23 protein-coding genes are annotated in these 23,522 nt (G+C 50.9%); 6 read left to right on the top strand and 17 right to left on the bottom strand.

Going from position 1 to position 23,522, the window contains the following annotated elements:
• Nucleotide 1: 1 nt before the first annotated feature.
• The 5 genes from IC617_RS00740 to rpe all read right to left on the bottom strand — a co-directional run bounded on the left by IC617_RS00740 (nucleotide 2) and on the right by rpe (nucleotide 4,599).
• Nucleotides 2-412, bottom strand: a complete 411-nt coding sequence (locus IC617_RS00740) for a YeeE/YedE family protein (RefSeq protein WP_191143069.1) — start codon at nucleotides 410-412, stop codon at nucleotides 2-4.
• Nucleotides 409-2,073: an FAD-dependent oxidoreductase gene (locus IC617_RS00735; protein ID WP_191143068.1), complete on the bottom strand. Its 1,665-nt coding sequence runs from the start codon at nucleotides 2,071-2,073 to the stop codon at nucleotides 409-411. Before IC617_RS00735 ends, IC617_RS00740 begins: the two co-directional genes overlap by 4 nt.
• A gap of 124 nt (nucleotides 2,074-2,197) precedes the next feature.
• Nucleotides 2,198-3,202, bottom strand: a complete 1,005-nt coding sequence (trpS, locus tag IC617_RS00730; RefSeq protein WP_191143067.1) for a tryptophan--tRNA ligase — start codon at nucleotides 3,200-3,202, stop codon at nucleotides 2,198-2,200.
• A gap of 9 nt (nucleotides 3,203-3,211) precedes the next feature.
• On the bottom strand, nucleotides 3,212-3,892 hold the full coding sequence (locus tag IC617_RS00725) for a phosphoglycolate phosphatase (RefSeq protein ID WP_191143066.1): 681 nt from the start codon (nucleotides 3,890-3,892) through the stop codon (nucleotides 3,212-3,214).
• On the bottom strand, nucleotides 3,892-4,599 hold the full coding sequence (rpe, locus tag IC617_RS00720; protein ID WP_224745698.1) for a ribulose-phosphate 3-epimerase: 708 nt from the start codon (nucleotides 4,597-4,599) through the stop codon (nucleotides 3,892-3,894). Before rpe ends, IC617_RS00725 begins: the two co-directional genes overlap by 1 nt.
• 323 nt (nucleotides 4,600-4,922) lie before the next feature.
• Between rpe and IC617_RS00715 the strand changes: the two genes are divergently transcribed.
• From IC617_RS00715 to IC617_RS00705, 3 genes are all read left to right on the top strand, one after another.
• Nucleotides 4,923-5,630: a TorF family putative porin gene (locus IC617_RS00715; RefSeq protein ID WP_191143065.1), complete on the top strand. Its 708-nt coding sequence runs from the start codon at nucleotides 4,923-4,925 to the stop codon at nucleotides 5,628-5,630.
• 145 nt (nucleotides 5,631-5,775) lie between these two features.
• Nucleotides 5,776-6,096 (top strand): hypothetical protein, encoded by a 321-nt coding sequence (locus IC617_RS00710; protein WP_191143064.1) that lies wholly within the window; start codon nucleotides 5,776-5,778, stop codon nucleotides 6,094-6,096.
• 42 nt (nucleotides 6,097-6,138) lie between these two features.
• Nucleotides 6,139-6,312, top strand: a complete 174-nt coding sequence (locus tag IC617_RS00705; protein ID WP_191143063.1) for a DUF2970 domain-containing protein — start codon at nucleotides 6,139-6,141, stop codon at nucleotides 6,310-6,312.
• Nucleotides 6,313-6,327: 15 nt separating this feature from the next.
• Here the strand turns inward: IC617_RS00705 and IC617_RS00700 are convergent, their stop codons facing one another.
• From IC617_RS00700 to IC617_RS00660, 9 genes are all read right to left on the bottom strand, one after another.
• Complete coding sequence (locus tag IC617_RS00700) at nucleotides 6,328-7,155, bottom strand: Dam family site-specific DNA-(adenine-N6)-methyltransferase (RefSeq protein WP_224745697.1); 828 nt, start codon at nucleotides 7,153-7,155, stop codon at nucleotides 6,328-6,330.
• On the bottom strand, nucleotides 7,152-8,681 hold the full coding sequence (locus tag IC617_RS00695; RefSeq protein ID WP_191143061.1) for an AAA family ATPase: 1,530 nt from the start codon (nucleotides 8,679-8,681) through the stop codon (nucleotides 7,152-7,154). The genes IC617_RS00700 and IC617_RS00695 overlap by 4 nt, the downstream gene beginning before the upstream one ends.
• Nucleotides 8,682-8,698: 17 nt before the next feature.
• Nucleotides 8,699-9,772 (bottom strand): 3-dehydroquinate synthase, encoded by a 1,074-nt coding sequence (gene aroB, locus IC617_RS00690; RefSeq protein ID WP_191143060.1) that lies wholly within the window; start codon nucleotides 9,770-9,772, stop codon nucleotides 8,699-8,701.
• Between the two features lie 12 nt (nucleotides 9,773-9,784).
• Nucleotides 9,785-10,303: a shikimate kinase AroK gene (aroK, locus tag IC617_RS00685; RefSeq protein WP_191143059.1), complete on the bottom strand. Its 519-nt coding sequence runs from the start codon at nucleotides 10,301-10,303 to the stop codon at nucleotides 9,785-9,787.
• A 185-nt stretch (nucleotides 10,304-10,488) separates the two neighbouring features.
• Nucleotides 10,489-12,525: a type IV pilus secretin PilQ gene (locus IC617_RS00680; RefSeq protein WP_191143058.1), complete on the bottom strand. Its 2,037-nt coding sequence runs from the start codon at nucleotides 12,523-12,525 to the stop codon at nucleotides 10,489-10,491.
• Nucleotides 12,526-12,539: 14 nt separating this feature from the next.
• On the bottom strand, nucleotides 12,540-13,055 hold the full coding sequence (locus IC617_RS00675) for a pilus assembly protein PilP (protein ID WP_191143057.1): 516 nt from the start codon (nucleotides 13,053-13,055) through the stop codon (nucleotides 12,540-12,542).
• Nucleotides 13,052-13,672: a type IV pilus inner membrane component PilO gene (locus IC617_RS00670; RefSeq protein WP_191143056.1), complete on the bottom strand. Its 621-nt coding sequence runs from the start codon at nucleotides 13,670-13,672 to the stop codon at nucleotides 13,052-13,054. Before IC617_RS00670 ends, IC617_RS00675 begins: the two co-directional genes overlap by 4 nt.
• Nucleotides 13,662-14,246, bottom strand: a complete 585-nt coding sequence (locus IC617_RS00665; RefSeq protein ID WP_191143055.1) for a PilN domain-containing protein — start codon at nucleotides 14,244-14,246, stop codon at nucleotides 13,662-13,664. Before IC617_RS00665 ends, IC617_RS00670 begins: the two co-directional genes overlap by 11 nt.
• Nucleotides 14,243-15,316, bottom strand: coding sequence for a pilus assembly protein PilM (locus IC617_RS00660; protein ID WP_191143054.1), 1,074 nt, complete (start codon nucleotides 15,314-15,316; stop codon nucleotides 14,243-14,245). Before IC617_RS00660 ends, IC617_RS00665 begins: the two co-directional genes overlap by 4 nt.
• A gap of 234 nt (nucleotides 15,317-15,550) precedes the next feature.
• Here IC617_RS00660 and IC617_RS00655 point away from each other — a divergent pair, with 234 nt between their 5' ends.
• Together IC617_RS00655 and IC617_RS00650 are read left to right on the top strand one after the other, a co-directional pair.
• Nucleotides 15,551-18,166, top strand: coding sequence for a penicillin-binding protein 1A (locus tag IC617_RS00655; protein WP_369410343.1), 2,616 nt, complete (start codon nucleotides 15,551-15,553; stop codon nucleotides 18,164-18,166).
• Nucleotides 18,167-18,204: 38 nt separating this feature from the next.
• Nucleotides 18,205-19,383, top strand: coding sequence for a cyclic di-GMP phosphodiesterase (locus IC617_RS00650; protein WP_191143053.1), 1,179 nt, complete (start codon nucleotides 18,205-18,207; stop codon nucleotides 19,381-19,383).
• Between the two features lie 23 nt (nucleotides 19,384-19,406).
• On the opposite strand, the gene IC617_RS00645 is transcribed toward IC617_RS00650, so the two are convergent.
• Nucleotides 19,407-19,700: a PilZ domain-containing protein gene (locus tag IC617_RS00645; protein ID WP_191143052.1), complete on the bottom strand. Its 294-nt coding sequence runs from the start codon at nucleotides 19,698-19,700 to the stop codon at nucleotides 19,407-19,409.
• 69 nt (nucleotides 19,701-19,769) lie between these two features.
• Nucleotides 19,770-20,672 (bottom strand): DNA-binding transcriptional regulator OxyR, encoded by a 903-nt coding sequence (gene oxyR, locus IC617_RS00640; protein WP_191143051.1) that lies wholly within the window; start codon nucleotides 20,670-20,672, stop codon nucleotides 19,770-19,772.
• Between the two features lie 191 nt (nucleotides 20,673-20,863).
• On the opposite strand from oxyR, the gene IC617_RS00635 reads away from it, so the two are divergent.
• On the top strand, nucleotides 20,864-22,060 hold the full coding sequence (locus IC617_RS00635) for an amino acid aminotransferase (RefSeq protein ID WP_369410350.1): 1,197 nt from the start codon (nucleotides 20,864-20,866) through the stop codon (nucleotides 22,058-22,060).
• 68 nt (nucleotides 22,061-22,128) lie between these two features.
• Here IC617_RS00635 and IC617_RS00630 read toward each other — a convergent pair whose 3' ends face one another.
• On the bottom strand, nucleotides 22,129-23,214 hold the full coding sequence (locus tag IC617_RS00630) for an AI-2E family transporter (protein ID WP_191143049.1): 1,086 nt from the start codon (nucleotides 23,212-23,214) through the stop codon (nucleotides 22,129-22,131).
• Nucleotides 23,215-23,522 lie beyond the last annotated feature (308 nt).

Below are 23,522 nucleotides of genomic sequence, written 5' to 3'. Positions count from 1 at the left end.
ATTACAGCAACCTTTGTACGGCGACTACGACAATCGCCGTGGCCATAAACACCAGCGTGGCGATGATTGAGCGTTTCGATAACCGCGCCATGCCACAAATGCCATGACCCGAAGTGCAACCCGAACCGATTTTGGTGCCGATTCCAACCAAAAGCCCCGCGACGATCACCAGCAGATCGGAATGGCCTGACAGATCAGGTACCTGCGCAGGTTTAAAAAACAATAACGGTGCAGCAATTAGCCCAGCAACGAAGGCCAGTCGCCACCACCAGTCGCCATTTGGTTTGGCTAGCAATTGGCTGGCAATGCCGCTAATGCCGGCAATGCGGCCATTTAGCAGCAACAACCACACCGCGCCACAACCAATAAGTGCGCCCCCGAGTAATGCGCTGAGAGGAGTAAATTCGGTCATGGGGCCACCGCTCTTGCCGCTTTGACCATTTGATAGGTTTTGTAACCGCCGGTCATGTTTTTGGCCTTGAATCCGCTATTGAGCAGGAGTCGAGTCGCGACATGTGCGCGCAACCCAACCATGCAACTGACGAGATACTCCTTCGTCGGATCGAGTTCGTCGAGCCGTTGCCGAAGTGAATCGAGCGGAATATTGATGGCGTGGTCGATAGTGCCGACATTGGCTAGTTCTGGAGGATTGCGGACATCCAGAATGACTTGCTCAGGGCTTGGTGCAAGCACGTCTTCGACTTGGCAAATGTCGCTTTCGCCGCGCAGATAATTGGCGGCGACAAAGCCTGCCAGATTGACCACATCTTTGGCGGAACCATAGGGCGGCGCATAACAAAGCTCTTGTTCTTCAAGATCAAACACCGAGAGGTTGGCGCGAATCGCCATCGCCAGCACGTCAATTCGCTTATCGATGCCGTCTTTACCGACAGCCTGCGCGCCGAGAATGGTGCCATCGTCAGGATTAAACAGCAGTTTCAGGCTAACGGCACTCGCGCCAGGAAAATAACCGGCGTGATTCATTGGGTGAACGTAGATTTTTTCAAACGGGCGCTTGGCTTTGAGTAGTGCCTTTTCGCTACTGCCGGTGGCCGCAATGGTCAGGCCGAATACCCGACACACTGACGTGCCTTGGGTCGCTTGATAATGTTTGTCGCCGCCAAGCATGTTGTCAGCGGCAATTCGGCCTTGACGGTTGGCGGGGCCGGCGAGTGGGATCAGCGCCGCTTGGCCGGTGACTAAATCAACATGCTCTACGGCATCGCCAGCGGCAAAAATGTTGGCGACGGACGTTTCCATCCGGCTGTTGACTTGAATCCCGCCCGTTGGTCCAAGGGCGATTCCAGCTTGCTTCGCTAGCTCTGTTTCAGGTTTTACGCCGGTCGCTAAGATAAGCAATTCAGTGTTCAGTGAAGTGCCGTTAGACAGAGTTAAGGTCAACGAATCACCATTGTCTGCGACGGCGGTCAGTGCTGTTGCCAGGCGCAAATCGACGCCATGGTCGCGCAGCTCTTGATGCAGCGGACTGGCCATCTCTGCATCGACGTTGGCCATGACCTGCTTGCCAAATTCGACCAGTGCGACCTCAATACCGCGTTGGCGCAATGCTTCGGCCGCTTCTAAACCGATGAAACCGCCCCCAAGCACGGTTGCGTGACTGGGCTTGTCGCGGTCGATCAGTGCTTGGATCTGATCCATATCGGGTATGGTGCGCAGGGTAAAGGTGCGATTGCTGCTCAGGCCTTCAATAGGGGGGGGGACGGATTTAGCGCCGGGGCTGAGTAGCAGTTTGTCATATGGTTGCTGGTAGCATTCGTTGGTATCCAGGTTGCGGACAGTTACCGTTTGCTCGGTCGGGTTGATGGCCTCGACATTGCTGCGAACACGCACTTCAACATTGAAACGCTGCTTAAAGCTTTGTGGTGTTTGCAGTAACAAGGCGTCTCGCGACTCAATGTCGCCGCCGATGTGGTAAGGCAAGCCACAGTTCGCAAACGAGACGTAATCGCCGCGCTCAAACATCACAATGCTGGCTGATTCGCTCATTCGCCTAGCTCGAGCCGCAGCAGAAGCGCCACCAGCGACGCCGCCAATAATGACTATACGAGTCATGAGAACACCTTAATTAAAAATTAGATAAATCTAATATAATGGTTGTTGGGCAAATGTCCATACGGATTGATATAAAAAAGCCAGCATGACGCTGGCTGTAACAATCAGTGAATCGGGCGAGTGACTAAGGCGCTTTAATGAAGCCGACCTTGTCGTATACCGCCGCCAGTGTTTTCGAAGCTTGCTCGCTGGCGCGATCGGCGCCGCTGCGCATCACCGAATGCAGATAATCGGCATTGGCTCTGAGTTCAGCGTACTTCTGCTGAATCGGCTCAATCATGGCGACAATGGCTTCAGCGGTGTCACCTTTGAGGTGGCCGTACATTTTGTCTTCGTATTCAGGGACCAAGTCGTCAATAGTTCGGCCTGTGGCAATCGACAGCAACGTCAGCAGGTTAGACACACCAGGCTTTTCCTTGGTGTCGAAGAAAATGCGCGCTTGCTCATCAGAGTCGGTCACCGCCGATTTAATCTTTTTGGTGATTTGCTTGAGGGTGTCATTGAGCAAAATGAACGACTTAGGATTGGCATCCGACTTTGACATCTTTTTGGTCGGCTCTTGCAGCGACATAATACGGGCGCCAACTTTCGGGATCATCGGCTCCGGCACGCGTAGGGTATCGCCGTAGATATTGTTAAAGCGGGTGGCAACATCGCGGGTCAGTTCGAGGTGCTGTTTCTGATCGTCACCAACCGGTACTTGGGCGGCTTGATAAAGCAGAATGTCTGCGGCCATCAATACCGGATAGCCATACAGACCAACGTTGATGTTGCTGGCATTTTTCGCCGACTTATCTTTGAATTGAGTCATCCGGCTCAGCTCGCCCATTTGGGTGTAGCAGTTCAGTACCCAAGTCAGTTGAGCGTGCTCTGGTACATGGGACTGAACAAAAATGGCGCTTTTTTCCGGATCCAGTCCGCAGGCGATGTACATGGCCAAACAGTCGTACACTTGCTCGCGCAGTTGCTGTGGATCCTGACGCACGGTAATGGCGTGCAGATCTGCCAACATAAAGAAGCAGTCAAATTCATCTTGCATCGGCACCCATTGGTTAATTGCACCAATGTAGTTTCCGATAGTGAGGCTTCCAGAGGGCTGAATACCGCTGAGCACAATGGGTTTGGACATCTGTGTTACCTAAACGAGTTGATTGGTTGGAGCCAGTTGCTCAACTAGCTCAAGTAAGTTGTCGGCAACCTGATCGGGGTTGCTAAGGCCGATATGTTCGCCGTAGTTGTAGCCGTAGGTCAAGCCAAGGGTCATGCAACCGGCGGCTTTTCCGGCCTCAATGTCATTTTTTGAGTCGCCAACCATCAATAATTGTTGCGGCTCAATCTGCCATTGCTGACAGACATGCAATAGCGGCATGGGATGAGGCTTTTTCTCGGCCAGCGTATCGCCGCCCAAAACCTGAGAAAAATATGGAGCAATATCAAAGCCGGACAAGATTGCTGGCAGAAATCGTTGTGCCTTGTTCGTGATCACCGCCATCGGAATATCTTGTTGGTGCAACTGGGCTAGCGCCTCGGCAACGCCGGGGTATAAAGTTGACCGTGACGTTGGATCATCAGCATAAGCTTGGGCAAACAGCGAAAAGGCGTGGTCGAATTGCGATTCATCGGCACCAATATGTCGCATAGCGCGTTGCACCAAGACGGGCATGCCATTACCAACCCAGTGACGAACTTGAATTTCTGCCACCGGCTCCGCGCCGAGGCCAGTCAGCATGGCGTTGACCGCCGCCGCCAGATCGGGGGCGCTATCGAGTAGGGTGCCGTCTAAATCAAAAGCAATGCCCTTTATTTGCTCGACCTTCATTATTCGCTCTCTTGTGCTGCGTTGGCTTGGGCTAGTGTCAATTGTTCACGCATTTGCGCGATCACCAAATCATAATCTTGCTGACCAAAAATAGCCGAGCCAGCGACAAAGGTATCGACCCCTGCTGTGGCAATATCACCAATATTGGCGACATTGACGCCACCATCAATTTGCAACCGAATCGGCAGGCCATAGGCATCAATCATGGCTCGGGTCTGGCGAATTTTGTCCATGGTTGCTGGAATGAATTTTTGCCCGCCAAAACCTGGGTTGACGGACATCAGCAAAATCAAATCGATGTCATCAATCAGGTAATCGAGAATACTCAGCGGCGTGCCCGGATTGAGCACTACGCCCGCCTGACAACCAGCGGCCTTAATCGCTTGAATGCTGCGGTGGGGGTGTTTTGACGCTTCAGGGTGGAAACTGATCAGGCTGGCTCCTGCGTCGGCGAATTGTGGGATCAGCGCGTCCACTGGCTCAACCATGAGGTGGACATCAATTGGTGCAGTGATGCCGTAATCGCGCAGTGCTTTGCACACTGCTGGACCAAAAGTCAGATTCGGTACGTAGTGGTTATCCATCACATCGAAGTGAACCCAGTCAGCGCCGGCTGCTAGCACGTTACTGACGTCTTCTCCCAACCGAGCTAAATCAGCTGAAAGTATCGATGGAGCAATGATCTGGGTGGGGATTTCGTTCGCCATTCGCAAGTTACTCAAGCCATCTAGAAGAATAAGAAGGCAATAGTTTAGCGGATCACTACGGCCATTGCAGTGCGGTTGTGGGATTAATAGTTGCACCAAGAATACCACTTTGCACCAAAAGTGAATAATTGGTTAATTTAGAGTTCATTTTTGGTGCACAAGGCGGTGCGGATATATTCGCAAAAAATGAATGGTTATTCATAAATTATTAATAAATATAGATATTGTAAGTGTGGCACAGGCTGTGCTTTGTTGGACTCAGCATATGAACGACATACTAAAAAGTCGAATAACATCACTCACATATCCAGGAGTACACACTAATGAAAGCAACTAAGACTTTGATCGCTTCAGCGATTGTTGCCGCAACTTTATCTGCCCCAGCAATGGCTGTTGAAGGTCTGTCTGCAAATGCTGCAGCTACCAGCAACTACTTATGGCGTGGCGTTACTCAATCTGACGATAGCGCAGCTGTTTCTGGCGGTATCGACTATGAGCACGCTTCTGGCTTCTACGCTGGTACTTGGGTTTCTACTGTTGATTTCGGTGGCAACGAAGTAGATGGTCTTGATACTTCTTATGAAATTGACTTCTACGCTGGTTACGGCGGCACTGTAGGCGATTTCTCTTATGACGTAGGTTACGTTTACTACGCTTACCCAGATGACAGCGCAGACATCGATCTGGGCGAACTGTACGGTTCTGTTTCTTACAGCTTCCTGACTGTTGGTGTTGCTTACCTGTTGAACTCTGGTGACGACGCATTCTCTGACGGCATGGATGACGACTGGTTGTACTACAGCGCTGATGCGGCGTTTGAAGTTGCTGAAGGTTTGGAGTTGGGTCTGCACGTTGGCTACTTCGACGGTGACTCAGTTGAAGATTGGTTCGGCGACAGCTACGTTGACTACAGCGCATCTCTGTCAAAAGACGGTTTCTCTTTGATGTTGTCTAAGACTGACATCGATGACATGGGTAACCTCGATGACATGAAAGCTGTTGTATCTTACTCTGTCGATTTCGACCTGTAAGACATAAAAATATAAAGATTACAATGCGATATAAAAACACCGCCATTTGGCGGTGTTTTTTTGTTTCAGATCAATTTGTTTCATCAGAAACATCCTTGTATACTTGTTAACCGTTTGTACATGGAATTGGACAAAGGCAACCAACATGGCTCTTAAATACTGGCTTTCTGGCAGCGCGCTCGCTGCGACTGTCGTGGTCGCTGGCTTTGCCTATCAAGGACAAGCTCAGTCGGTCACTGGCTTGCTAAGCTGTGATTGTGAAGCAGGTGTTGAATACAACAATGCATTGCCAAGCAGCCACCCAACTAACCAATGTGCATTAGCGACCCACAACCCATCCACTTCTTGGTATGGTTGGGCAACTGGCAGTAGCCGTTCTACTAGTTTTCATTTCTTAGATTTGCTTGAGCTGATTTCTCGCAATAGTAGCGATCGAATCCAATCCGACAAAAAGCCAACTGAGTAACTCGCTCAGCTTCTCGGCCTTAATCCTTATGTTGATATCCCGATGTGGCGTTATTTGAAAAGCGCTGCAGCGGCGATTTTTGGCGTCCAGTCCGAAGCCGTTCGACAGCAGGATTTTAGTCAAAAAAAGGTACTGCCATACATTATTGCTGGCATTGTACTCATTACTGTATTGGTGCTGGGATTGCTGATTATTGTCAGCTGGGTGCTCGGCTGAGTTGTTATACCGCGCTCATTCGGCGATGGCGTACAGTGCCAACAACTCCTTCACCTTGCCTCTACCATTACCGTTACGACTAATATTGCGACGTACATTGAGCTCGGTAATGCTAGCTTCCTGATACCAAAAGCGTGTTGAATCAAGATCGTGATTGCTAATTAATACCGGTGAGCGTTGCTCTTTGGCACATTGATTGGCGCACTCTGCAAGCTTGAGTTGAGCGTCGCTGCTAAAGCCATTGCCAGCATAGGCGGTAAAGCTCGCTGTGGCACTCAGAGGCGCGTACGGCGGATCGCAATAAACCACATCGCCAGACTGAACATTGGCGAAGACTTGCTCAAACGGCAAACAGGTGAATGTTGCTAAGTGAGCCTTGGCGGCAAAGGCACGCATTTCCTGCTCTGGAAAGTAAGGCCGCTTGTAGCGCCCGAACGGCACATTAAAACCACCAGAGCGATTGTAACGACACAGCCCGTTGTAGCCATGACGATTAAAGTAGATGAATAAACTGGCGCGCCGCAGCCCTGCTTGGCTTTGATTAAACTCATTGCGCAGCTGATAGTAAACATCAGCTTGATTATTGGCTGCGGTAAAGAGTGGTCGAGTGGCTTCGATGAGCTGCTCAGGACTGCTTTGCAGGCGACGATAGACATCAATTAAATCGGGGTTGATGTCATTGAGCCAATAATGCTCATAATCGGTGTTGAGGAATACGCTGGCGGCGCCAACAAAAGGTTCGACTAAGCGATTACCTGTTGGCAGCTGTTTGACGATGGGTTCAATTAGCGCAAATTTACCGCCAGCCCACTTCAAAAAAGAGCGTTGTTTCGAGCCTTTCAAGGTGCGACAGCTTCTTGTTGAATGGTGGCTACAGTTTTGGGCCATGGCTTGAGCGCCTGAACTTGCGCAGACATAGAGTTCAATGCTTGGCGAGCTGCCGCAGATGACGGGTAATCGCCGTAAACGCCAATAAAGACACGTTTGCCGTTGCGCTCACTTTGGTAGTGGCGGAACAGTGGATCGTCGCTCAAACCGTAGCGGCGGGCAAAGGTGTCAAAGCGACTTTGGCTGCTCATGACGCCCAATTGCAGGACATAACGGTTGCTATCGAGCTGCTGCCACCAAGGGCTCGGTTCAACGGCAGCATTAGTGTTACCAGTGGCAACTTGTGGCGTTGGTTCTGGCGCCGCTTGTGGTTCAATTTCAGGTTCAGCTGCTAGCGGGGTTGTGGCCGTCTCAATGACTGCTGCTTCAACTGCTGCTGGTTCAACTTCTTGTGGCGCGGTTGCTGCTGAATCCTTGCTGCTGTCGGCAGCTTCGATGGAGCTGATGGTTTGCTCATCAACTTCGATCCGTTGCTTATCTGATTCATCGGCGACCTGTGTGGTCACCGTGGTCTCCGGTAGCTGCTCGGGTAAGGACTCCAGCGGCTCGTCCGCAACCGCCGGCTGTGATAAATCGTGCGCCGTCTCGTCAGCCTGAGGCTCGACTGATGCCACGGCTTCGCTAATTTGTTCCACCACTGCAGCACTTTCTGATGGCTCATTCGTTGGCTGCTGGCCAGACGTGGCCCACCAGAGGATCAACAGCAACAGGGTTAAACCGACCGCAGCGGCGATCAGCCAAATCTTTGGAATTGCTTGTCGCTGCTTGTCTTCCTCGGCCGCATCATCGGTGTCGTCGGTAATCGGGCCGGCGTCTTGGCATAAAGCAACCACTTCGCCAGGCAAACCATCTTGCTCATCGAGTTGGCGCTCAACCAAGTCAGTGTCGAGTTCGCTGTGACCGAGGCGTTGCTGGAGTAGTGAGAACAGTTGCTTGCGTTCTTCGAGTGGCAGCGATGGGATTTGTAAAACAGGTTGGTCGGCTTCGGTAATTGCCGCCATTTCGCGCGATACGCGATTGGCCCACATCGGCTCGGCAAACATCAGTACGCTAATGTGGTGGGTGCCGGCGGGCAGTTTGCGGCTGTTTTCTACCAGACTCCACAATTCAACCAGTAATTGATTACTGAGTCGGTCGGCGTGGGTCAGGACGATCATCTGCTTGCCGCCAGTATCACCAAGAATTTGGTTGACGCTATGCTGGAGCGGCTCGTCGGGGTCGTAGGCGGTGTCGGCAAAGAGTTGATTGAGCAGCTGGGCGCGGACCACGGAGTCAGAGCTTTTACTGCTGACCTCAAGCCATGCCAGATCATATTCGGCGCTATATTGCTCGACGAGGGCTGAAGCAAGGGTGTGCTTACCGGCTCCTTCGCGACCCGCAATGATGACGAGATTGGAGTCGAGGCCAGCCAGATGCTGAATCCGCAGCATTAACTGCTGCTGTGATGGCAAAAGGCTAGTGGCTTGTGGCTCAAGTTCCATCAAAGGGCCTGCGTGGTTCAGTGGCTGTCGATCACCTGTTGCAATACGGATTCTGGCACAGCGCTATAGATACCAGCTCGACCGATTGCTTCTGGCAGCACTAAGCGCAATTTGCCCTCTTGGACTTTCTTATCGCGCATCATGTGCTTGATAAAAGCAGCATAATCCATCTCGGCCGGTTTTGTAACTGGCAAATCCGCGGCTTTGATCAAGGCCACCATTCGATCATGTTGTGCTTGATCGATTAGCCCTTCGAGCAGTGCGGTTTGGCTGGCGAGCACCATGCCGGTGCCGACCGCTTCGCCGTGAAGCCAATTGCCGTAGCCTTGTTCAGCTTCAATGGCGTGGCCAAAGGTATGGCCTAAATTGAGTAGGGCGCGTTTTCCACGTTCGGTCTCATCGGCAGCGACAACATCGGCTTTTATCTGGCAGCAACGAGCAATGGCTTTGGCCATTAAAGCTGGCTCCAGCGTCATCAGCTCATCCATATGTTGCTCAAGCCATTCAAAGAACTCGAAATCTTCGATGATGCCGTATTTGATGACTTCAGCCATGCCGGCAGAAAGCTCGCGCTTGGGCAGCGTTTGCAGGCAGTCGATGTCGATGATCACCGCTCGCGGTTGGTAGAAGGCGCCAATCATGTTTTTGCCCAGCGGGTGATTGACCGCGGTTTTACCACCAACTGAAGAATCCACTTGCGCCAACAAGGTCGTCGGAATTTGAATAAAGTCGACACCGCGTTGGTAGCAAGCTGCCGCAAAGCCGGCCATATCACCAATGACGCCGCCGCCCAAGGCAACCAGAGTGGTATCGCGGCCGTGATTGTCTGCCAGCAGCTTGTCGAACACACTATTGAGGTGCTCTAGCGTTTTGTATTGCTCGCCATCTGGCAGCACAACGGCACTGACATCAAATGCAGTAAGGGCCTCTGACGCTGCATCAAGGTAAAGCGGCGCGACGGTTTCATTGGTGACAATGACAACCTTTTTGCCGCGAATGTATGGAGCAATGTAGTTGCTATCCTTGATGAGTCCCGAACCAATGAAAATCGGGTAACTACGGTCATCCAGCTGGACTGTGACCTGCTCCATATTCAACCTCTTTTACAGATCGAGTTGTTTGATGATTTGGCTGGCGACAACTTTGGCGCTTTGATCGTCAGTTTGAACGACGACATCGGCGATTTCGTTGTACAGTTCGTTGCGCTCTCCGGCCAGCTCTTCCAATACTTCACGTGGATCGTCGGCATTGGCAAGAAGTGGTCGGCGTTTGTCGCGTTGGGTGCGAGCAAACTGCTTGTCGATGGACGTTTCCAGATACACGACAATGCCGCGCGCTGACAAACGATTGCGATTTTCTTTGCTCTTAATGGAGCCGCCACCAGTTGCCAGAACGATGCCCTGCTTTTCTGTCAGATCATTGATCACAGATTCTTCGCGAGCACGAAAGCCAGCTTCGCCTTCGATATCGAATACCCAAGAAATATCAGCGCCGGTGCGCTTCTCAATTTCTTGATCTGAATCGAAGAACTGCAGATGAAGTTCTTGGGCCAATTGGCGGCCAATTGTGCTTTTGCCGGCTCCCATTGGGCCAACAAGGAATATATTTCTTTTTTCAGCCATTGCGTCTTTACGGGTAAATCAAGAAGTGTTCGCTTCTACCGTGAACGTCTATCAGAATTAATTGCGCTCGAGAGTGCGAAGTTCAGCGCCAAACAGCGCATTTTGGTCGTTAGTGATTGCGCCGAGTTCCGGTCAGCGCAATTCCGACCGATGTTTATATGATTTTTTGACGGCTTTGTAAAGAATCATAGCGTTTCGGTGATGATTCTTGGGGTCACAAAAATCAGCAATTCTCGTTTTTCGTTGGATTCATTGGTATTGCGGAATAGCCAGCCGACCGCAGGAAGGTCACCTAAAACCGGAACTTTGGAAACTGATTTGGTATTAATTTGCTGATAAATACCACCTAAAACAACGGTTTCGCCATTATCCACCAAGACTTGCGTGCCAATTTCCTGTTTGTCGATTGCAACCGCGCGGCCGCCAGCGGAAGTCGGTACTTCCTCGCCTTGGGTATCTTGGGTGATCACCAAATCGAGAATGATACGGTTGTCGGGGGTAATGTGCGGCGTTACCCGCAAACTCAGCACTGCTTTTTTGAATTCGATATTGGTCGCGCCGCTGGAAGTGGCTTCTTCATATGGAATTTCGACACCTTGCTCAATATAGGCCGGCTTTTGGTTGGCGGTGGTGATCCGTGGGCTGGCGATAATTTCACCTTTGTTCTCCACTTCCAGAGCCGATAGCTCGAGGTCAATGACGGTACCATCCGCCAATTTAGCCACTTGGAAGGCAATCGATCCGGCAGCATTGGCAACCGGTAAATCAACGTTCATGCGGTCGGCAATCGATGGCACGACGCCATTATTGGCATCGTTGGCTCCTTCAATAGTGCCGGATGTGGCGCCATTGCCAGAACCTGCGTCGAAGGTGTTGGTGATCCCCCAGCGGACACCCAACTCTTCGCCAACGCTATCGCGGACATTGACCACCCGAGATTCAATCAACACTTGCTTGACTGGGCGGTCGAGTACGGTGATCAGGCGACGAACTTCTTCCAATTGTTCGGCAGTGTCACGAATGAGTAAGGTGTTGGTTCGTTCATCAACGGTTACCGAGCCGCGCTCTGACAGCATGTTGGCTTCATCATTCTTGAGCAACTCAGCAATGTCATCGGCCTTGGCATAATTGATTTGCACGTATTCGGCAAATAGTGGCGCGAGTTTTTCGACCTCTTGTTGGGCACGCAATTCTTGTGCCTCGCGGATCGCCAACTCATCGGCTGGCGCCACTAACAAGATATTGCCTTCCATTCGTTTACCCAAGCCGCGAATTTTGAGAATCATGTCAAGCGCTTGATCCCAAGGCACACCATCTAAACGCAGTGTCATGTTGCCGGTAATGGTGTCGGTCGTGACTAGGTTGAAGCCGTTATGATCAGCAATAATTTGCAGTACGGTACGAACCGGAATGTCTTGGAAGTTCAGCGAGATGGGCTTGCCCGAATACTTTGATTGTTGGGCAATTTCGGCTTCCAGAACCGGCTCTAAGCTGACCGTAAATAAGTTATCGACCTGTTGATGATGGAAGCGATAATCACCGTTTGCCGCAATGGTTAGGGTGACTTTCTGTTGTTGTTGCTGAACATCGATGGATTCCACCACAGTGGCAAAATCGGTGACATCAAGCAGCGCTACGAGCGCTTCGGTAATGCTGACATCGAAGAAGCTGACCACCACCTTCTCGCCCTGCTGGATCACATCAGCAGCGACTGAGTTACGCGCAAGAAAGATCAACACATCGCCGCCGCCACTGTCGCTGCGACGAAAATCAATGGCGGTAATTTCATTCAGGTAATCAGGTAAGTCGTCATTATCTGCGCCATCGACACGGCCAAGGCTGAGGATGTAACTATTGCCCTGAATGCGGCCAGAATAGGGGCGTAGGCGATCCATCACGGTATGGACGGCAAGCCCTTCTGATGTTTGAAAAAAGTTAACCCGTTGCACGCCTTTTTCATCAACAGGAATGCTCGACAGCGTCATGGCCGAGACGCTATCAGGGAATGACACAATGACTTGCTCGGGAAGCTTTGCAACTGTGGTTTGTGGCGGTAAAAACGGCTGGTCAAAGACCAGCTCGAGTTCAAATTGGTCGTTAACCAAATTGTTATAACGAACATCAATGAGCTGTGGCTGACTGGCCAAGACCATGGTTGGTAGTAATGCCACTACCAGAAGAATGCGCCATATCTGTCGAATTAACACGAGTCTTGCTCCCATCACTTTCCCCGTGATCAGCCGGAGATTAATTCTAATTTATTCATGCGTTTGGCCCAGCAACCGTCACCTTCTGGCACCATCTCCTCGATTAAGATTTGACGTGCGGTAACGGCAACGACTCGGCCATGAAACAGGCCCAGATAATCATTAATCTGGATCTGATAAATACTGCCGCTGTCGGCTTGTACCAAGCCATACAGCTGTTTGTCTGTTCCCATGGTACCGCGCATCGTAATGTCATCGAGGGCAAACGATTCCAATGGGTGGCGTTGTCGGTCAGGTTGTGGCGTCAGGCAGTCTTTGCGCTGAGCGACTTGAACTTCAATCAATTCAGGGACCGGCTCGACAAACGGGCTCCGAACGACCTTGGCGGTGTACGGAATGTGAGTAAACTCGGGTACTTCAGGTAATGGTTCGGGTTTCGGCCGATAAGCATCCTGAGTATTTTGCACAAATTGTTTTACGTCGGCTAAGTCGTCGCCACATCCGGCCAGTAAACAAGCGGCGAGCAGCATTGCAACTAATCTCATTGTTGCTCCTCCGCTTCTTTATAGCGATAGGTGCGAGCTTGCACGCTCATCTTGAGTAATTCTTTGTCAGAGTCCGGATCGGCGACCAGCTCAAAGTCATGCAAGCTGATAATTCGTGACAAACTTGCGACATCGCTGACAAACTGGCCAAGCTGATGGTATTGGCCTACTGCCTCTAACTTCATTGGCAGTTCAATATAGAATTCTTGTTGCTGCTCGGGTTGCCATTCCAGTTTGTCGAAGCGCAACCCGTTCGCTGTGCCGACATAGGTCATATCGTCCAGTAGTGCCGCGGTTTCGTGGCGGGTTGGCAATTGTTTGAGCATGGACTGAAATTGCTCTTCGATTTCAGCTAGCTGGGCGCGGTAAATTTCAACGTTCACCGCGACGCCATATTTAACCTGATATTTTTGCCGCAGCTCTACTTCAACGTTGCGTTCATGCTCTAAGGTATCGAGCTGATCGCTAATCACAAAGTAATACACCAAAAACGCCGCGAACACCGAGCACATCACAGCAAAAATCAGTTTGACCAAAATTGGCCAGCCACCCATGTTTTCTAAATCAAGATCGACTTGCTTCAGCTGTTCGAACTCGGCGCGCCAATCAATTGCCATTGGCTTTTCCTCCTTGCTCGGATGAGGTCAGCTCTTGCTCGACGATTTGCACCGTCATGACGAACTTGCTCAGTAATTTCGGACGGATCTCATCCACCTCAATGGTTTGGATGCTTGGGCTGTGGAGCCAATCTAAGTCGTCGATGTTACGCACCAAATTGGCTAGCCGGTTGTTCGATTCGCTAATGCCCTCAATCTTTAGCAAGCGGCCGGTTTTCTCAACCCGAGTTAAATAAACACCTGCAGGAATAATATCGGCCATGGCGTTAAATAATTGAGTGAGCAGGTTACGGCTGAGCTGCAGCTCTTGAACCAGCTTTAAGCGCTGCTCCAAATCTTTTTTGCGTTGCTTGAGGTCGTTGAGCTCCTGAATCTTTTTATCCAGAATTGCTGTTTCTTGCAGGAGATAATTGTTCCGCGCCTGCTGTGTCGAGATCTTGCTGCTGTAAAACGATGACACTGCAAACATAATCAGCGCCGCACCAATAGCAGCAGCCAGCAGCATGGTTAAATATTCTTGTTGTTGCTTTTGCTTGGCTTCTTCACGCCATGGCAGCAGGTTGATCTGACTCATTCGTGATGGCCTCTCATGGCTAGGCCACAGGCAATGGCATATTGATGAGCCGATGCGGCGAGTTTTTCCTGATCCAGTGATTCCGCCACGGTCATGTTGACAAAAGGATTGGCAACAATGGCGTGAAGCGCCAATTCTTCGCGCAGCAATTCAACGGTACCGGGCAGAATGGCACTGCCACCACTGAGGATCAAAGCATCGATTTCACTAATGCCACTTGATGTTGAGAAAATCTGAATATTGCGGCGGATTTGCTGCACCATCTGGGTCTGAAACGGCGCCAGCACCTCAAAATCATAATTAGCCGGTAGCGTGCCGGCCAGCTTGGCTTCCTCAACAGCATGGGGCTCCATGCCGTAATAACCGACCACTGCTTGGTTAAATTGCTCGCCACCAAATGGCTGCTCGCGGCTGTAAATTGTTTCGCCATCGCTGACAATGCTGAACAGCATCATATTGGCGCCGATATCGACCATCGCTACCGTATTGTTAGCCATGTCGTCGGGGAACTGCTTACTCATCACCGCTAACGTGCGACCGAGCGCAAAGGCTTCAATGTCCATCACTTTCGGCGTGTAGCCGGCGGTTTCCAATGCTGCCACTCGCGACTCGACGTGTTCGGTGCGACAAGCGCTTAGCAGAATGTCTTTGCGGCTGGTATCTGAACTGTTGGTACCGATGACTTCGAAATCAAGACTGACTTCTTCAAGCGGGAAAGGAATTAAGTGGTCGGCTTCAATCTGCACCTGAGCTTCTAAATCAGCTTCGGTGCCACCGCCGTCGACGTAAATGATCTTGGTGATCACGGACGAACCGGCAACTGCCGCCGCAACCAAGTTATTCTTTTTACCAAAGCGGGTTAATAATGGCCGAAGGGCATTACCAACCGCTTCAAAATCTTTAATCTCATGTTCTTCAACAGCACCAGTCGGGATGGCTACTTGGGATGCATTTTCTAACACCCAGCCATCTTCAGTTTTGCTTAGTAATACGGCTTTGGCGGAATGGGAACCAATATCAAGACCAATCAATGGCGGTTGGCTACGTTTCCATAAGCGCTCAAGTTTCACGTATGCAAATCCATTGTAATGCTATTGTTAAGCTTGATTATACTGTTAGACCTGCACAAAAAAACAAGCGCTTTTACGTGGAGTTTCAACACAGTTCGCTATTTTGTGTCTTTTGCGCAACGACTTCTTTATACTCTTGCCCCTGTGGTCTGATGAATACAGCACAGGCCAATAGGCCCTGACGGAAGGGACTGGATTTTGGCTGCGGCTTCATGATGTAAGTGATTACTAACCGTGAAATTATTGCGTTCTCTATTGATTTTTTTCTTCAGCTGCGGCGTGCTCGGGCTGATTGTCGCCATTGCTGTTGCGGTTTATTTCAGTCGTGACCTGCCAGACGTTACCGAACTTAAAGATGTCCAACTGCAAACTCCCATGCTGGTGTATACCAATGATGGTGTGTTGATCTCGCAGTTCGGTGAGAAACGCCGCATCCCGCTGGCTATTGAGCAAATTCCTCAGCAGATGAAAGACGCCTTTCTGGCGGTTGAAGATTCCCGTTTTTACGATCACCCCGGTATTGACCTGATTGGTGTCACCCGTGCTTTCGTGTCTCTGGTGACTACCGGCGAAAAGCGCCAGGGGGCGAGTACCATCACCATGCAGGTGGCGCGTAACTTTTATCTAACCCGTGACAAAACTTATCGCCGAAAAATTCGCGAAATTCTGCTCGCTTGGCGCATCGAGCAACTGCTGACCAAAGATCAGATCCTCGAACTCTATCTCAACAAAATTCCGCTGGGCTATCGTGCCCATGGTGTTGGCGCTGCGGCGGAAGTCTATTTCGGTAAGACGGTTGACCAACTGACCCTGCCTGAAATCGCCATGATTGCCGGTTTGCCAAAAGCACCGTCGATTCTGAATCCGATTTATTCCGTTGAAAATGCGGTCGAGCGCCGTAATGTCGTGTTGGCGCGGATGTTGGCAGTAGAAGCCATTACCCGAGAACAATTCAAAGAGGCGATGCAGGCGCCGTTAGAAGGTAAGTACCACGGTCCGGCGATTGAGATGAATGCGCCTTATGTTGCTGAAATGGCGCGCCAATATATGGTTGAGCGCTACGGTGAGGAGCGCGCCTATACCTCGGGCTTTAAAGTCTTTACCACCATTGATTCAAAGCAACAGCAAGCCGCCATTGACGCGGTGGTACAAAACTTACTCGATTACGATCATCGTCACGGCTATCGTGGCGCCATTGCAAACCCATGGTTGGCGGTGCCTGAACTAGACGATCAAAGCGAACAACAGCAGCCTCTAGAACCAGTATTGATGTTACCGGAGCCAATGTGGGACCAGACTCAGGTCATTGAATACCTGAAGCAATACCGCGGCTATCAGCATCTTGTCCCGGCGATGGTAATGACTGTTGCTGAACAGTCGGCACAAGTGATCCGTCGCGACGGCACGCAAGGGACGATCAATTGGGATGGCATGAAATGGGCACGGGCTTTTATTACCGATGAGCGCCAAGGCGCAGCACCAAAAACGGCCGCAGAGATTGTTCAGCCCGGTGATGTCATCATGACCGTTGCTGCAACCGATGGCTCTTTGGCGCTATCGCAATTGCCAGAAGCCTCTGCTGCGCTCATTGCGCTGAACCCAAAAGATGCCGCGATTCGTGCCCTAGTCGGCGGGTTTAGCTTCGCCCAAAGCCAGTTCAACCGAGCCTTCCAAGCCAAGCGCCAGCTCGGCTCCAACATCAAACCCTTCATTTATTCTGCGGCCTTTGACAACGGTTACAGTTTAGCTTCCTTAGTTGCTGATGCGCCGATTAGCCACTGGGATGCGTCTGCCGGAGTGGCTTGGCGGCCGAAGAATTCACCTGAAGTCTATGATGGTGACACTCGTTTACGTTTGGGCTTGGCGCAGTCGAAGAACGTGATGTCGGTGCGCTTGTTGCGGGCCGTTGGCATTGAAAAGATCAGGCAGCACCTGAGCAAGTTTGGCTTCCCGCTTGAAGACATTCCGCCCAATGAATCGTTGGCGCTCGGTTCGGCAAGCTTTGCTCCGTTGGATGTGGCGAACGGCTTTGCCATCATTGCCAATGGTGGTTATCAAGTGAAGTCATACCTAATCGAGCGGATTGAAGATCAGCACGGTAATCGAATCTTCCAACAGCAGCCAAAGGTTGCCTGCCCCGAATGTGAGGCGTTGCAACAGTCGATGACTGAATTCACTGAGCTGACTGAATTTGCCGAGATTGCCGCAGACCAATTCGCCATTTGCCCTGCATTACCGGTCGATCAGGCGCAGCAGGCGCCACATGTGGTGTCAGACACCAACACATTCTTGGTCACTCAAGCGATGAATAGCGCGATTTGGGGCGGCGGCGACTGGTCCGCAGGCACCGGCTGGAACGGTACCGGTTGGCGCGCAGCTCGAGCCTTAAAGCGTCGTGATATTGCCGGTAAAACAGGTACCACCAATGACGCCAAAGATGCTTGGTTCTCTGGTTTCCATCCGAATCTGGTAGCAACGTCTTGGATTGGTTTTGATGATCACCGGCGCAAGCTGGGGTCGACGGCTTACAACCCCAACCTCGGTAGCAACCAAATTACCGGCAAGGAATTTGGTGCTAAAACGGCGTTGCCTGCTTGGATCAAATTTATGCAAGTTGCATTGCAAAATATGCCGGTTCAGTCATTTACTGCGCCGGATAATATTGTCAGTGTTAGGATTGATCGATCGTCCGGACTATTGACTCATCGTACCGATAGCTCGACTCGCTTCGAGTACTTTGTGGCCGGCTCCGAGCCAACCCAATATGCCGAATCATTAGTGCAACCGGTTGATCCATTCATTGATAATGAAGTTCAGCAACCTGCAACTGTCGATGACGAATTGTTTTAAATTAGTGCTACTGATAGCGGGATAACGTGTAGTTGGGTATGACGAAAACCATTTCGATCAACGAACTCAAGGTGGGTATGTTTATCACTGGCATTGCTAAATGTCGGGGTAACTTTGCCCTCAAGAAACCTGGGTTTGTCACCTCTCAAGCCAGTATCGATGCACTGATCAGCAAAGGTGTCGAGCAACTACATATCGATCCAGACAAAAAACTACCGGAGCAACAAAAGGCAGAGGGGCTTGATGCTTCGCAAAGCCAGCCTAAAACGCGCTACGACGAACCTATGGTCAGCGTTGAGCGCGAAATGGAGCAGGCTAAGGCGCTCCATAATCAGGCCAGACAACTGCAGAAAAAAGCGTTTCGCGACTTGCAGCAAGGCCACAATCTTGATGTTGAAGCGTTTAAGGAGTTAGGCGAAGGGTTGATGGACTCGGTCTTTCGTAATCCACAAGCGCTTACCATGATGACTCGCATTCGGCAAAAAGATGAGTACTTGCTAGAGCACAGTATCAACGTGGGTATTTTGCTCGGCGTATTTGGTCGTTATCTCAAGCTGGACGAGAAGGTCATTGCCGATATGGTCACCGGCGGCTTGCTGCATGATATTGGTAAGCTCAGAGTGCCGGAGGAAATCCTCAACAAGCCCGGCAAACTGATGCCCGAAGAATTCGAACAAATGAAGCGGCACGTGTTGCATGGGCGCGACATTATTGACGAAAACCAAGTCGTATTGCCAAAAACGACCATGGAAGTGATTGTTCAGCATCACGAACAATTGAGCGGTGCGGGTTACCCCAAACGCCTGTCCGGCAGTGCCATCAGCCAATATGGGCGAATGGCTTCGATTGTTGATATTTTTGATGCCCTGACCGGCGAGCGGGTTTACAAGAAAGCCATGCTACCGACTGCGGCGCTGAGCATTATTCGCAGCATGGCGCCAGAAAAGCTCGATCAGGAGCTGGTCAATGCGTTTATTCGCTGCATTAATGTGTACCCAGTTGGGACTTTGGTAAAACTGCAAAGTGGCCGTTTGGGAGTGGTCGTGGAGATCAACGAAAAGGCACCAACCCGACCTGTCTTAAAGTTGGTCTACAACGCCAAGTTTAACCGCCACATTCAGGTCGAAATGTATAATTTGGCACAATACGAAAGTGACAAAATCATCAGTGCTGAAAAGCCCGACACATACGGGCTCGACCTGAAAAATTACATCTGACCCTAAAGGCCGCGGCTCAACGATTATTTGTAGCCGGTGATTTCCAGCCCGACATCATATTTGTCTTGCTCAAGCGGATCCATGCGAAGGACTTTGGCGGTCGCTTCCAGCGGCCGAATGTTATCGCCCGTGGTATCGATGAATACTTCCACCTCTTCACCCATTTGCAATGGCTCTGCAAGGGTTACTGCCAGACCGGTCGCGCTCAAGTTCTGACAAGTGCCGGTTAACGTCTCTCCCGACGCGCTCCGCTGAACCCGAATGGGGGTATCAACTGACATTCGGATAAAGTTGCGTCGTTCACCTTGAGTAATCATTACTTCGCCCTCAATAAAAAATCACTCCTTGTATCCCCCGAGTTTAGCCACATTGCAAGGGAATGGGAGTTAAGCTGTCGGGATGGTCACACTTTCCTTGATCGCATCAGCCAGCGCTTGCAAGGTGCGGATACGACTGGTGCCACGGCGGTAGACCAGCGCAATTTCGCGGGTGGGTTGTGGTGATTTAAAAGGCTGGTAACCCAGTAGTGGGTCAGCCTGATGATGTTCCTGAATGGCCAGATAAGGCATCAGGGTGACACCGCGACCGGTGGCGACCATGTGACGCAGGGTTTCAAGGCTGGTGGCGCGAAAGGTGCCATCCTCGTTCGCACCCGCACTAAAACAGTAGCCCAAGGCCTGATCGCGGAGGCAGTGGCCATCTTCAAGCATGAGTACCGTTTCACCGTCGAGTTGGCTGAGTTCGACACCTGTTTGCTTAATCAGGTGATTATCCTTTGACGCCGCCAACCACAGTGGTTCATCGAACAAAGTGATGTGTGCCAGCCCCTGCATTTCATTTGGCAACCAAGCCAACAACAAAGCATCGAGCTGGCCTTCGCGCAATAAATTAAGCAGCACATGGGTTTGCTGTTCTTCCAGTTGCCATCCCATATCTGGGAAATTCTGAAACAGGTGCGGCATGATTTTGGGCAGCAGATAAGGCGCAACAGTGGGGATTAAACCTAGCTTTAATTCACCAGACATGGGATCGCGAAACGACTGCGCGGTGTCTTTGAGTTGCTTCACTTCGCTGAGCACGCGGCGGGCATGCTCAACCACAGATTCGCCAGCAGGGGTAAACATGACATTGCGGGTGTCGCGTTCAATAAGCGTGAGTTCGAGTTCGTCTTCAAGCTTACGAATCTGGCCACTTAACGTCGGTTGGCTGACATAGCAGCGCTCCGCTGCTTTGCGAAAATGGCGGACTTCATAAAGAGCGAGCAGATATTCGAAATCGCGTAAGTTCATATTGATTATCTTTGCCAATCATTTGTTCAATATTTTAAACATATTGGCTATCAAAAGTCGCGGGTTTGCGGCGAATCAAAGAGCGGTCAATTATTTGTACTGGTCAGTCTTTCGGCACTGCATCGCTAGTGGTATAACGGCAGAGGTTTATTTAAAATCTGAGGCCCTCACTACTACAGGAGTAGCAAACCATCATGTTCGAATCGGTACCTCTAGCGCCGGCGGATCCAATTCTGGGTTTAACTGAAGCTTACAATGCAGATCCACGCGACAACAAAATCAACCTAGGCGTTGGTGTATATAAAGACGAAGCGGGCACCACCCCGATTCTTGCTTCGGTTAAAAAAGCTGAAGCTCTGCTGCTGGATACCGAGAAAACCAAGTCTTACTTAGGTATTCAAGGTGTGCCGGAATACGGCAAACATGTACAAAAGCTACTGTTCGGTGGCGACAGTGCGGTGATTGCTGATAATCGCGCTCGCACGGCGCAAGCGCCAGGTGGTACCGGTGCGCTGCGTATTGCTGCTGATTTTGCTGTACGTAATTTAGAGCGTAAAACGATTTGGGTGAGCAATCCAACTTGGGCGAACCACGCGGCAGTATTTGGTGCAGCAGGTTTGACCGTTGAAAAATACGCTTACTACAATGCCGAGACCAGCGATCTTGATTTTGACGCCATGGTGGAAAGCCTGAAAGGCGCCAAGGCCGGTGATTTAGTCCTGTTCCACGGTTGCTGCCATAACCCAACGGGTATTGATCCGACTGCCGAGCAATGGCAAGTGCTGGCTGATATGTCTGCACAAGCCGGTTGGTTGCCGCTGTTTGACTTCGCCTACCAAGGCTTTGCCACTGGTATTGAAGAAGATGCACAAGGTTTGCGCACCTTCCTGAGTAACCACGATGAACTGCTGATTGCGTCGTCGTTCTCGAAGAACTTTGGTTTGTACAATGAGCGTACCGGTGCTTTCACCTTGGTAGCGAAAAGTGCCGACGTTGCTGACACGGCGTTCAGTCAGGTCAAAGTCAACATTCGGGCGATGTACTCCAACCCGCCAGCCCATGGTGCAAAAGTAGTGAGCACTATTTTGGGTAACGATGATCTGTATGCTCAGTGGGTTGCCGAAGTTGCTGAAATGCGTGTTCGTATTCATCAAATGCGCGACTTGTTCGTTGAGACTTTGGCTGACAAAGGTGTCGATGGCGACTTTAGCTTTATTCAACGCCAGAATGGCATGTTCTCATTCTCTGGATTAAACCCAGAGCAAGTCGGCAAGCTACGCGAAGACCACGGTATTTACATTGTTGGCTCGGGCCGCATCAGCGTTGCTGGCATGACCAAAGCGAACATGGACGTCCTTTGCACCGGTGTTGCAGACGTCCTCAAATAAGCGGTCTGATACTGCTAAACGAAAGGCGCCAACTTGGCGCCTTTTTTGTGTGCGAGTTGGCCGCTCTGCTAAGAGCGATCCTGCTGATCGAGAAAGTCATGAAACTCGGCTTCATAGAGGTGAAACAACACCAGCGTTAGGGCAACAATCAATGGTCCGTAGAGCAGCCCCATCAGGCCAAACATATGCAAACCACCGAGTAGCGAGAAGAAGATCACCACAGTGTTGAGCGATCCTGCGCCCTGCATGAACAGCGGTCGGACAAAGTTATCGATGCTGCCGACTACGGCCACGCCCCACACAATTAGGAAAATACCCCAGCCGGTATCGCCGGAAATAATCAGGAACAAGGCCGCAGGCAGCCAGATCAATGCTGTGCCGACCACCGGAATTAACGACGCGAATGCCATGATGGTGCCCCAGAATAAGCCAGGGAAACCCGCTAGCCACATCGCTAAACCACCGACAACGCCTTGGGTCATCGCCGTTAAAATGGTGCCAAGTAGTGCCGACTTGGAGACGGCCTCGATTTCTTCTAGCAGGGCATCCTCCTGACTGCGGGAGAGCGGCAAGGCGTGGCGAAAGAAGTCGACCATACGATCGTAATCGCGCAAGACAAAAAACAAGGCAAACAGCATTAAGGTCAGTTGCATGAGGAAGTGACTCAAACTGCCCAGTACGCCAGTCGAAATTCCCACCAGACTTTTGCCGGCGCCACTGGCGACGCCAACGACTTGAGTCCGGAGGTTCTCAGGAGTAAGGAAATCATCGGGCAGAATAATTGCCAGCTTGGCTTTGACAATTTGCACCCAAGGGTGCGCTAACATGGTTTCCAAACCGCCTTGGTCGATCCAACTGCGTAAATCCACCGTGTAGTTAATGCCTTGCCTGACGATAGCAACAATCACAGTGAACGCCGGCAACAGAATGACCAAGGTTAGCAAGATACAGCTGAGCACCGCCGTCAAGTTAGCTCGATTGCCCAGCTTCTTCTGTAGCCATTGATTGATTGGCGCCATCAAAATGCCGAAAATCAGCGCCAGAATAATGGGCTCGATGTACGGCAAAATGAGTTGATAGCAGACGTATACCGCAGCGAGCAATAAACCAATCAATAGCCAGCTACGCGGATTTCGAAAAGGGGTTTGAGTCATCGCATCAGTCCCTTGCTTTGATGTGTTGGCACTTAGCCTAACACGGTGTTGCTGCGACAGCGCAACAAACTATTGTGTAGATCCATTGCAACCAAGTAGACAAAGTTCTGCGTCAATTCTGCTCGATATGATTTACTACACACAATATTTCTGCGCGATATGCTTACATAGCGCTAGCAAGATTTTCGCTTTGTACCAAGGACTGGTTTTCAAAGTGGCCTCTAGCCACGGTAATACCCTTCCAAATAACAACATCCATAGCGATTCGGTACCATAACGCCCGACCATTCCGCGACTGCGGAAGAGTA

The sequence above is a fragment of the Neiella litorisoli genome, assembly GCF_014773395.1.
Lineage (GTDB): Bacteria > Pseudomonadota > Gammaproteobacteria > Enterobacterales > Neiellaceae > Neiella > Neiella litorisoli.
Note: the sequence above shows the minus strand (reverse complement) of the source record. Positions and strands in the feature narration are given on the sequence as shown.

Excerpts from the sequence above, each read along its gene's own strand:
- IC617_RS00740 (WP_191143069.1), bottom strand. The coding sequence starts at position 412 with ATGACCGAATTTACTCCTCTCAGCGCATTACTCGGGGGCGCACTTATT.
- IC617_RS00735 (WP_191143068.1), bottom strand. The coding sequence starts at position 2,073 with ATGACTCGTATAGTCATTATTGGCGGCGTCGCTGGTGGCGCTTCTGCT.
- trpS (WP_191143067.1), bottom strand. The coding sequence starts at position 3,202 with ATGTCCAAACCCATTGTGCTCAGCGGTATTCAGCCCTCTGGAAGCCTC.
- IC617_RS00725 (WP_191143066.1), bottom strand. The coding sequence starts at position 3,892 with ATGAAGGTCGAGCAAATAAAGGGCATTGCTTTTGATTTAGACGGCACC.
- rpe (WP_224745698.1), bottom strand. The coding sequence starts at position 4,599 with ATGGCGAACGAAATCCCCACCCAGATCATTGCTCCATCGATACTTTCA.
- IC617_RS00715 (WP_191143065.1), top strand. The coding sequence starts at position 4,923 with ATGAAAGCAACTAAGACTTTGATCGCTTCAGCGATTGTTGCCGCAACT.
- IC617_RS00710 (WP_191143064.1), top strand. The coding sequence starts at position 5,776 with ATGGCTCTTAAATACTGGCTTTCTGGCAGCGCGCTCGCTGCGACTGTC.
- IC617_RS00705 (WP_191143063.1), top strand. The coding sequence starts at position 6,139 with ATGTGGCGTTATTTGAAAAGCGCTGCAGCGGCGATTTTTGGCGTCCAG.
- IC617_RS00695 (WP_191143061.1), bottom strand. The coding sequence starts at position 8,681 with ATGGAACTTGAGCCACAAGCCACTAGCCTTTTGCCATCACAGCAGCAG.
- aroB (WP_191143060.1), bottom strand. The coding sequence starts at position 9,772 with ATGGAGCAGGTCACAGTCCAGCTGGATGACCGTAGTTACCCGATTTTC.
- aroK (WP_191143059.1), bottom strand. The coding sequence starts at position 10,303 with ATGGCTGAAAAAAGAAATATATTCCTTGTTGGCCCAATGGGAGCCGGC.
- IC617_RS00680 (WP_191143058.1), bottom strand. The coding sequence starts at position 12,525 with ATGGGAGCAAGACTCGTGTTAATTCGACAGATATGGCGCATTCTTCTG.
- IC617_RS00675 (WP_191143057.1), bottom strand. The coding sequence starts at position 13,055 with ATGAGATTAGTTGCAATGCTGCTCGCCGCTTGTTTACTGGCCGGATGT.
- IC617_RS00670 (WP_191143056.1), bottom strand. The coding sequence starts at position 13,672 with ATGGCAATTGATTGGCGCGCCGAGTTCGAACAGCTGAAGCAAGTCGAT.
- IC617_RS00665 (WP_191143055.1), bottom strand. The coding sequence starts at position 14,246 with ATGAGTCAGATCAACCTGCTGCCATGGCGTGAAGAAGCCAAGCAAAAG.
- IC617_RS00650 (WP_191143053.1), top strand. The coding sequence starts at position 18,205 with ATGACGAAAACCATTTCGATCAACGAACTCAAGGTGGGTATGTTTATC.
- IC617_RS00645 (WP_191143052.1), bottom strand. The coding sequence starts at position 19,700 with ATGATTACTCAAGGTGAACGACGCAACTTTATCCGAATGTCAGTTGAT.
- oxyR (WP_191143051.1), bottom strand. The coding sequence starts at position 20,672 with ATGAACTTACGCGATTTCGAATATCTGCTCGCTCTTTATGAAGTCCGC.
- IC617_RS00630 (WP_191143049.1), bottom strand. The coding sequence starts at position 23,214 with ATGACTCAAACCCCTTTTCGAAATCCGCGTAGCTGGCTATTGATTGGT.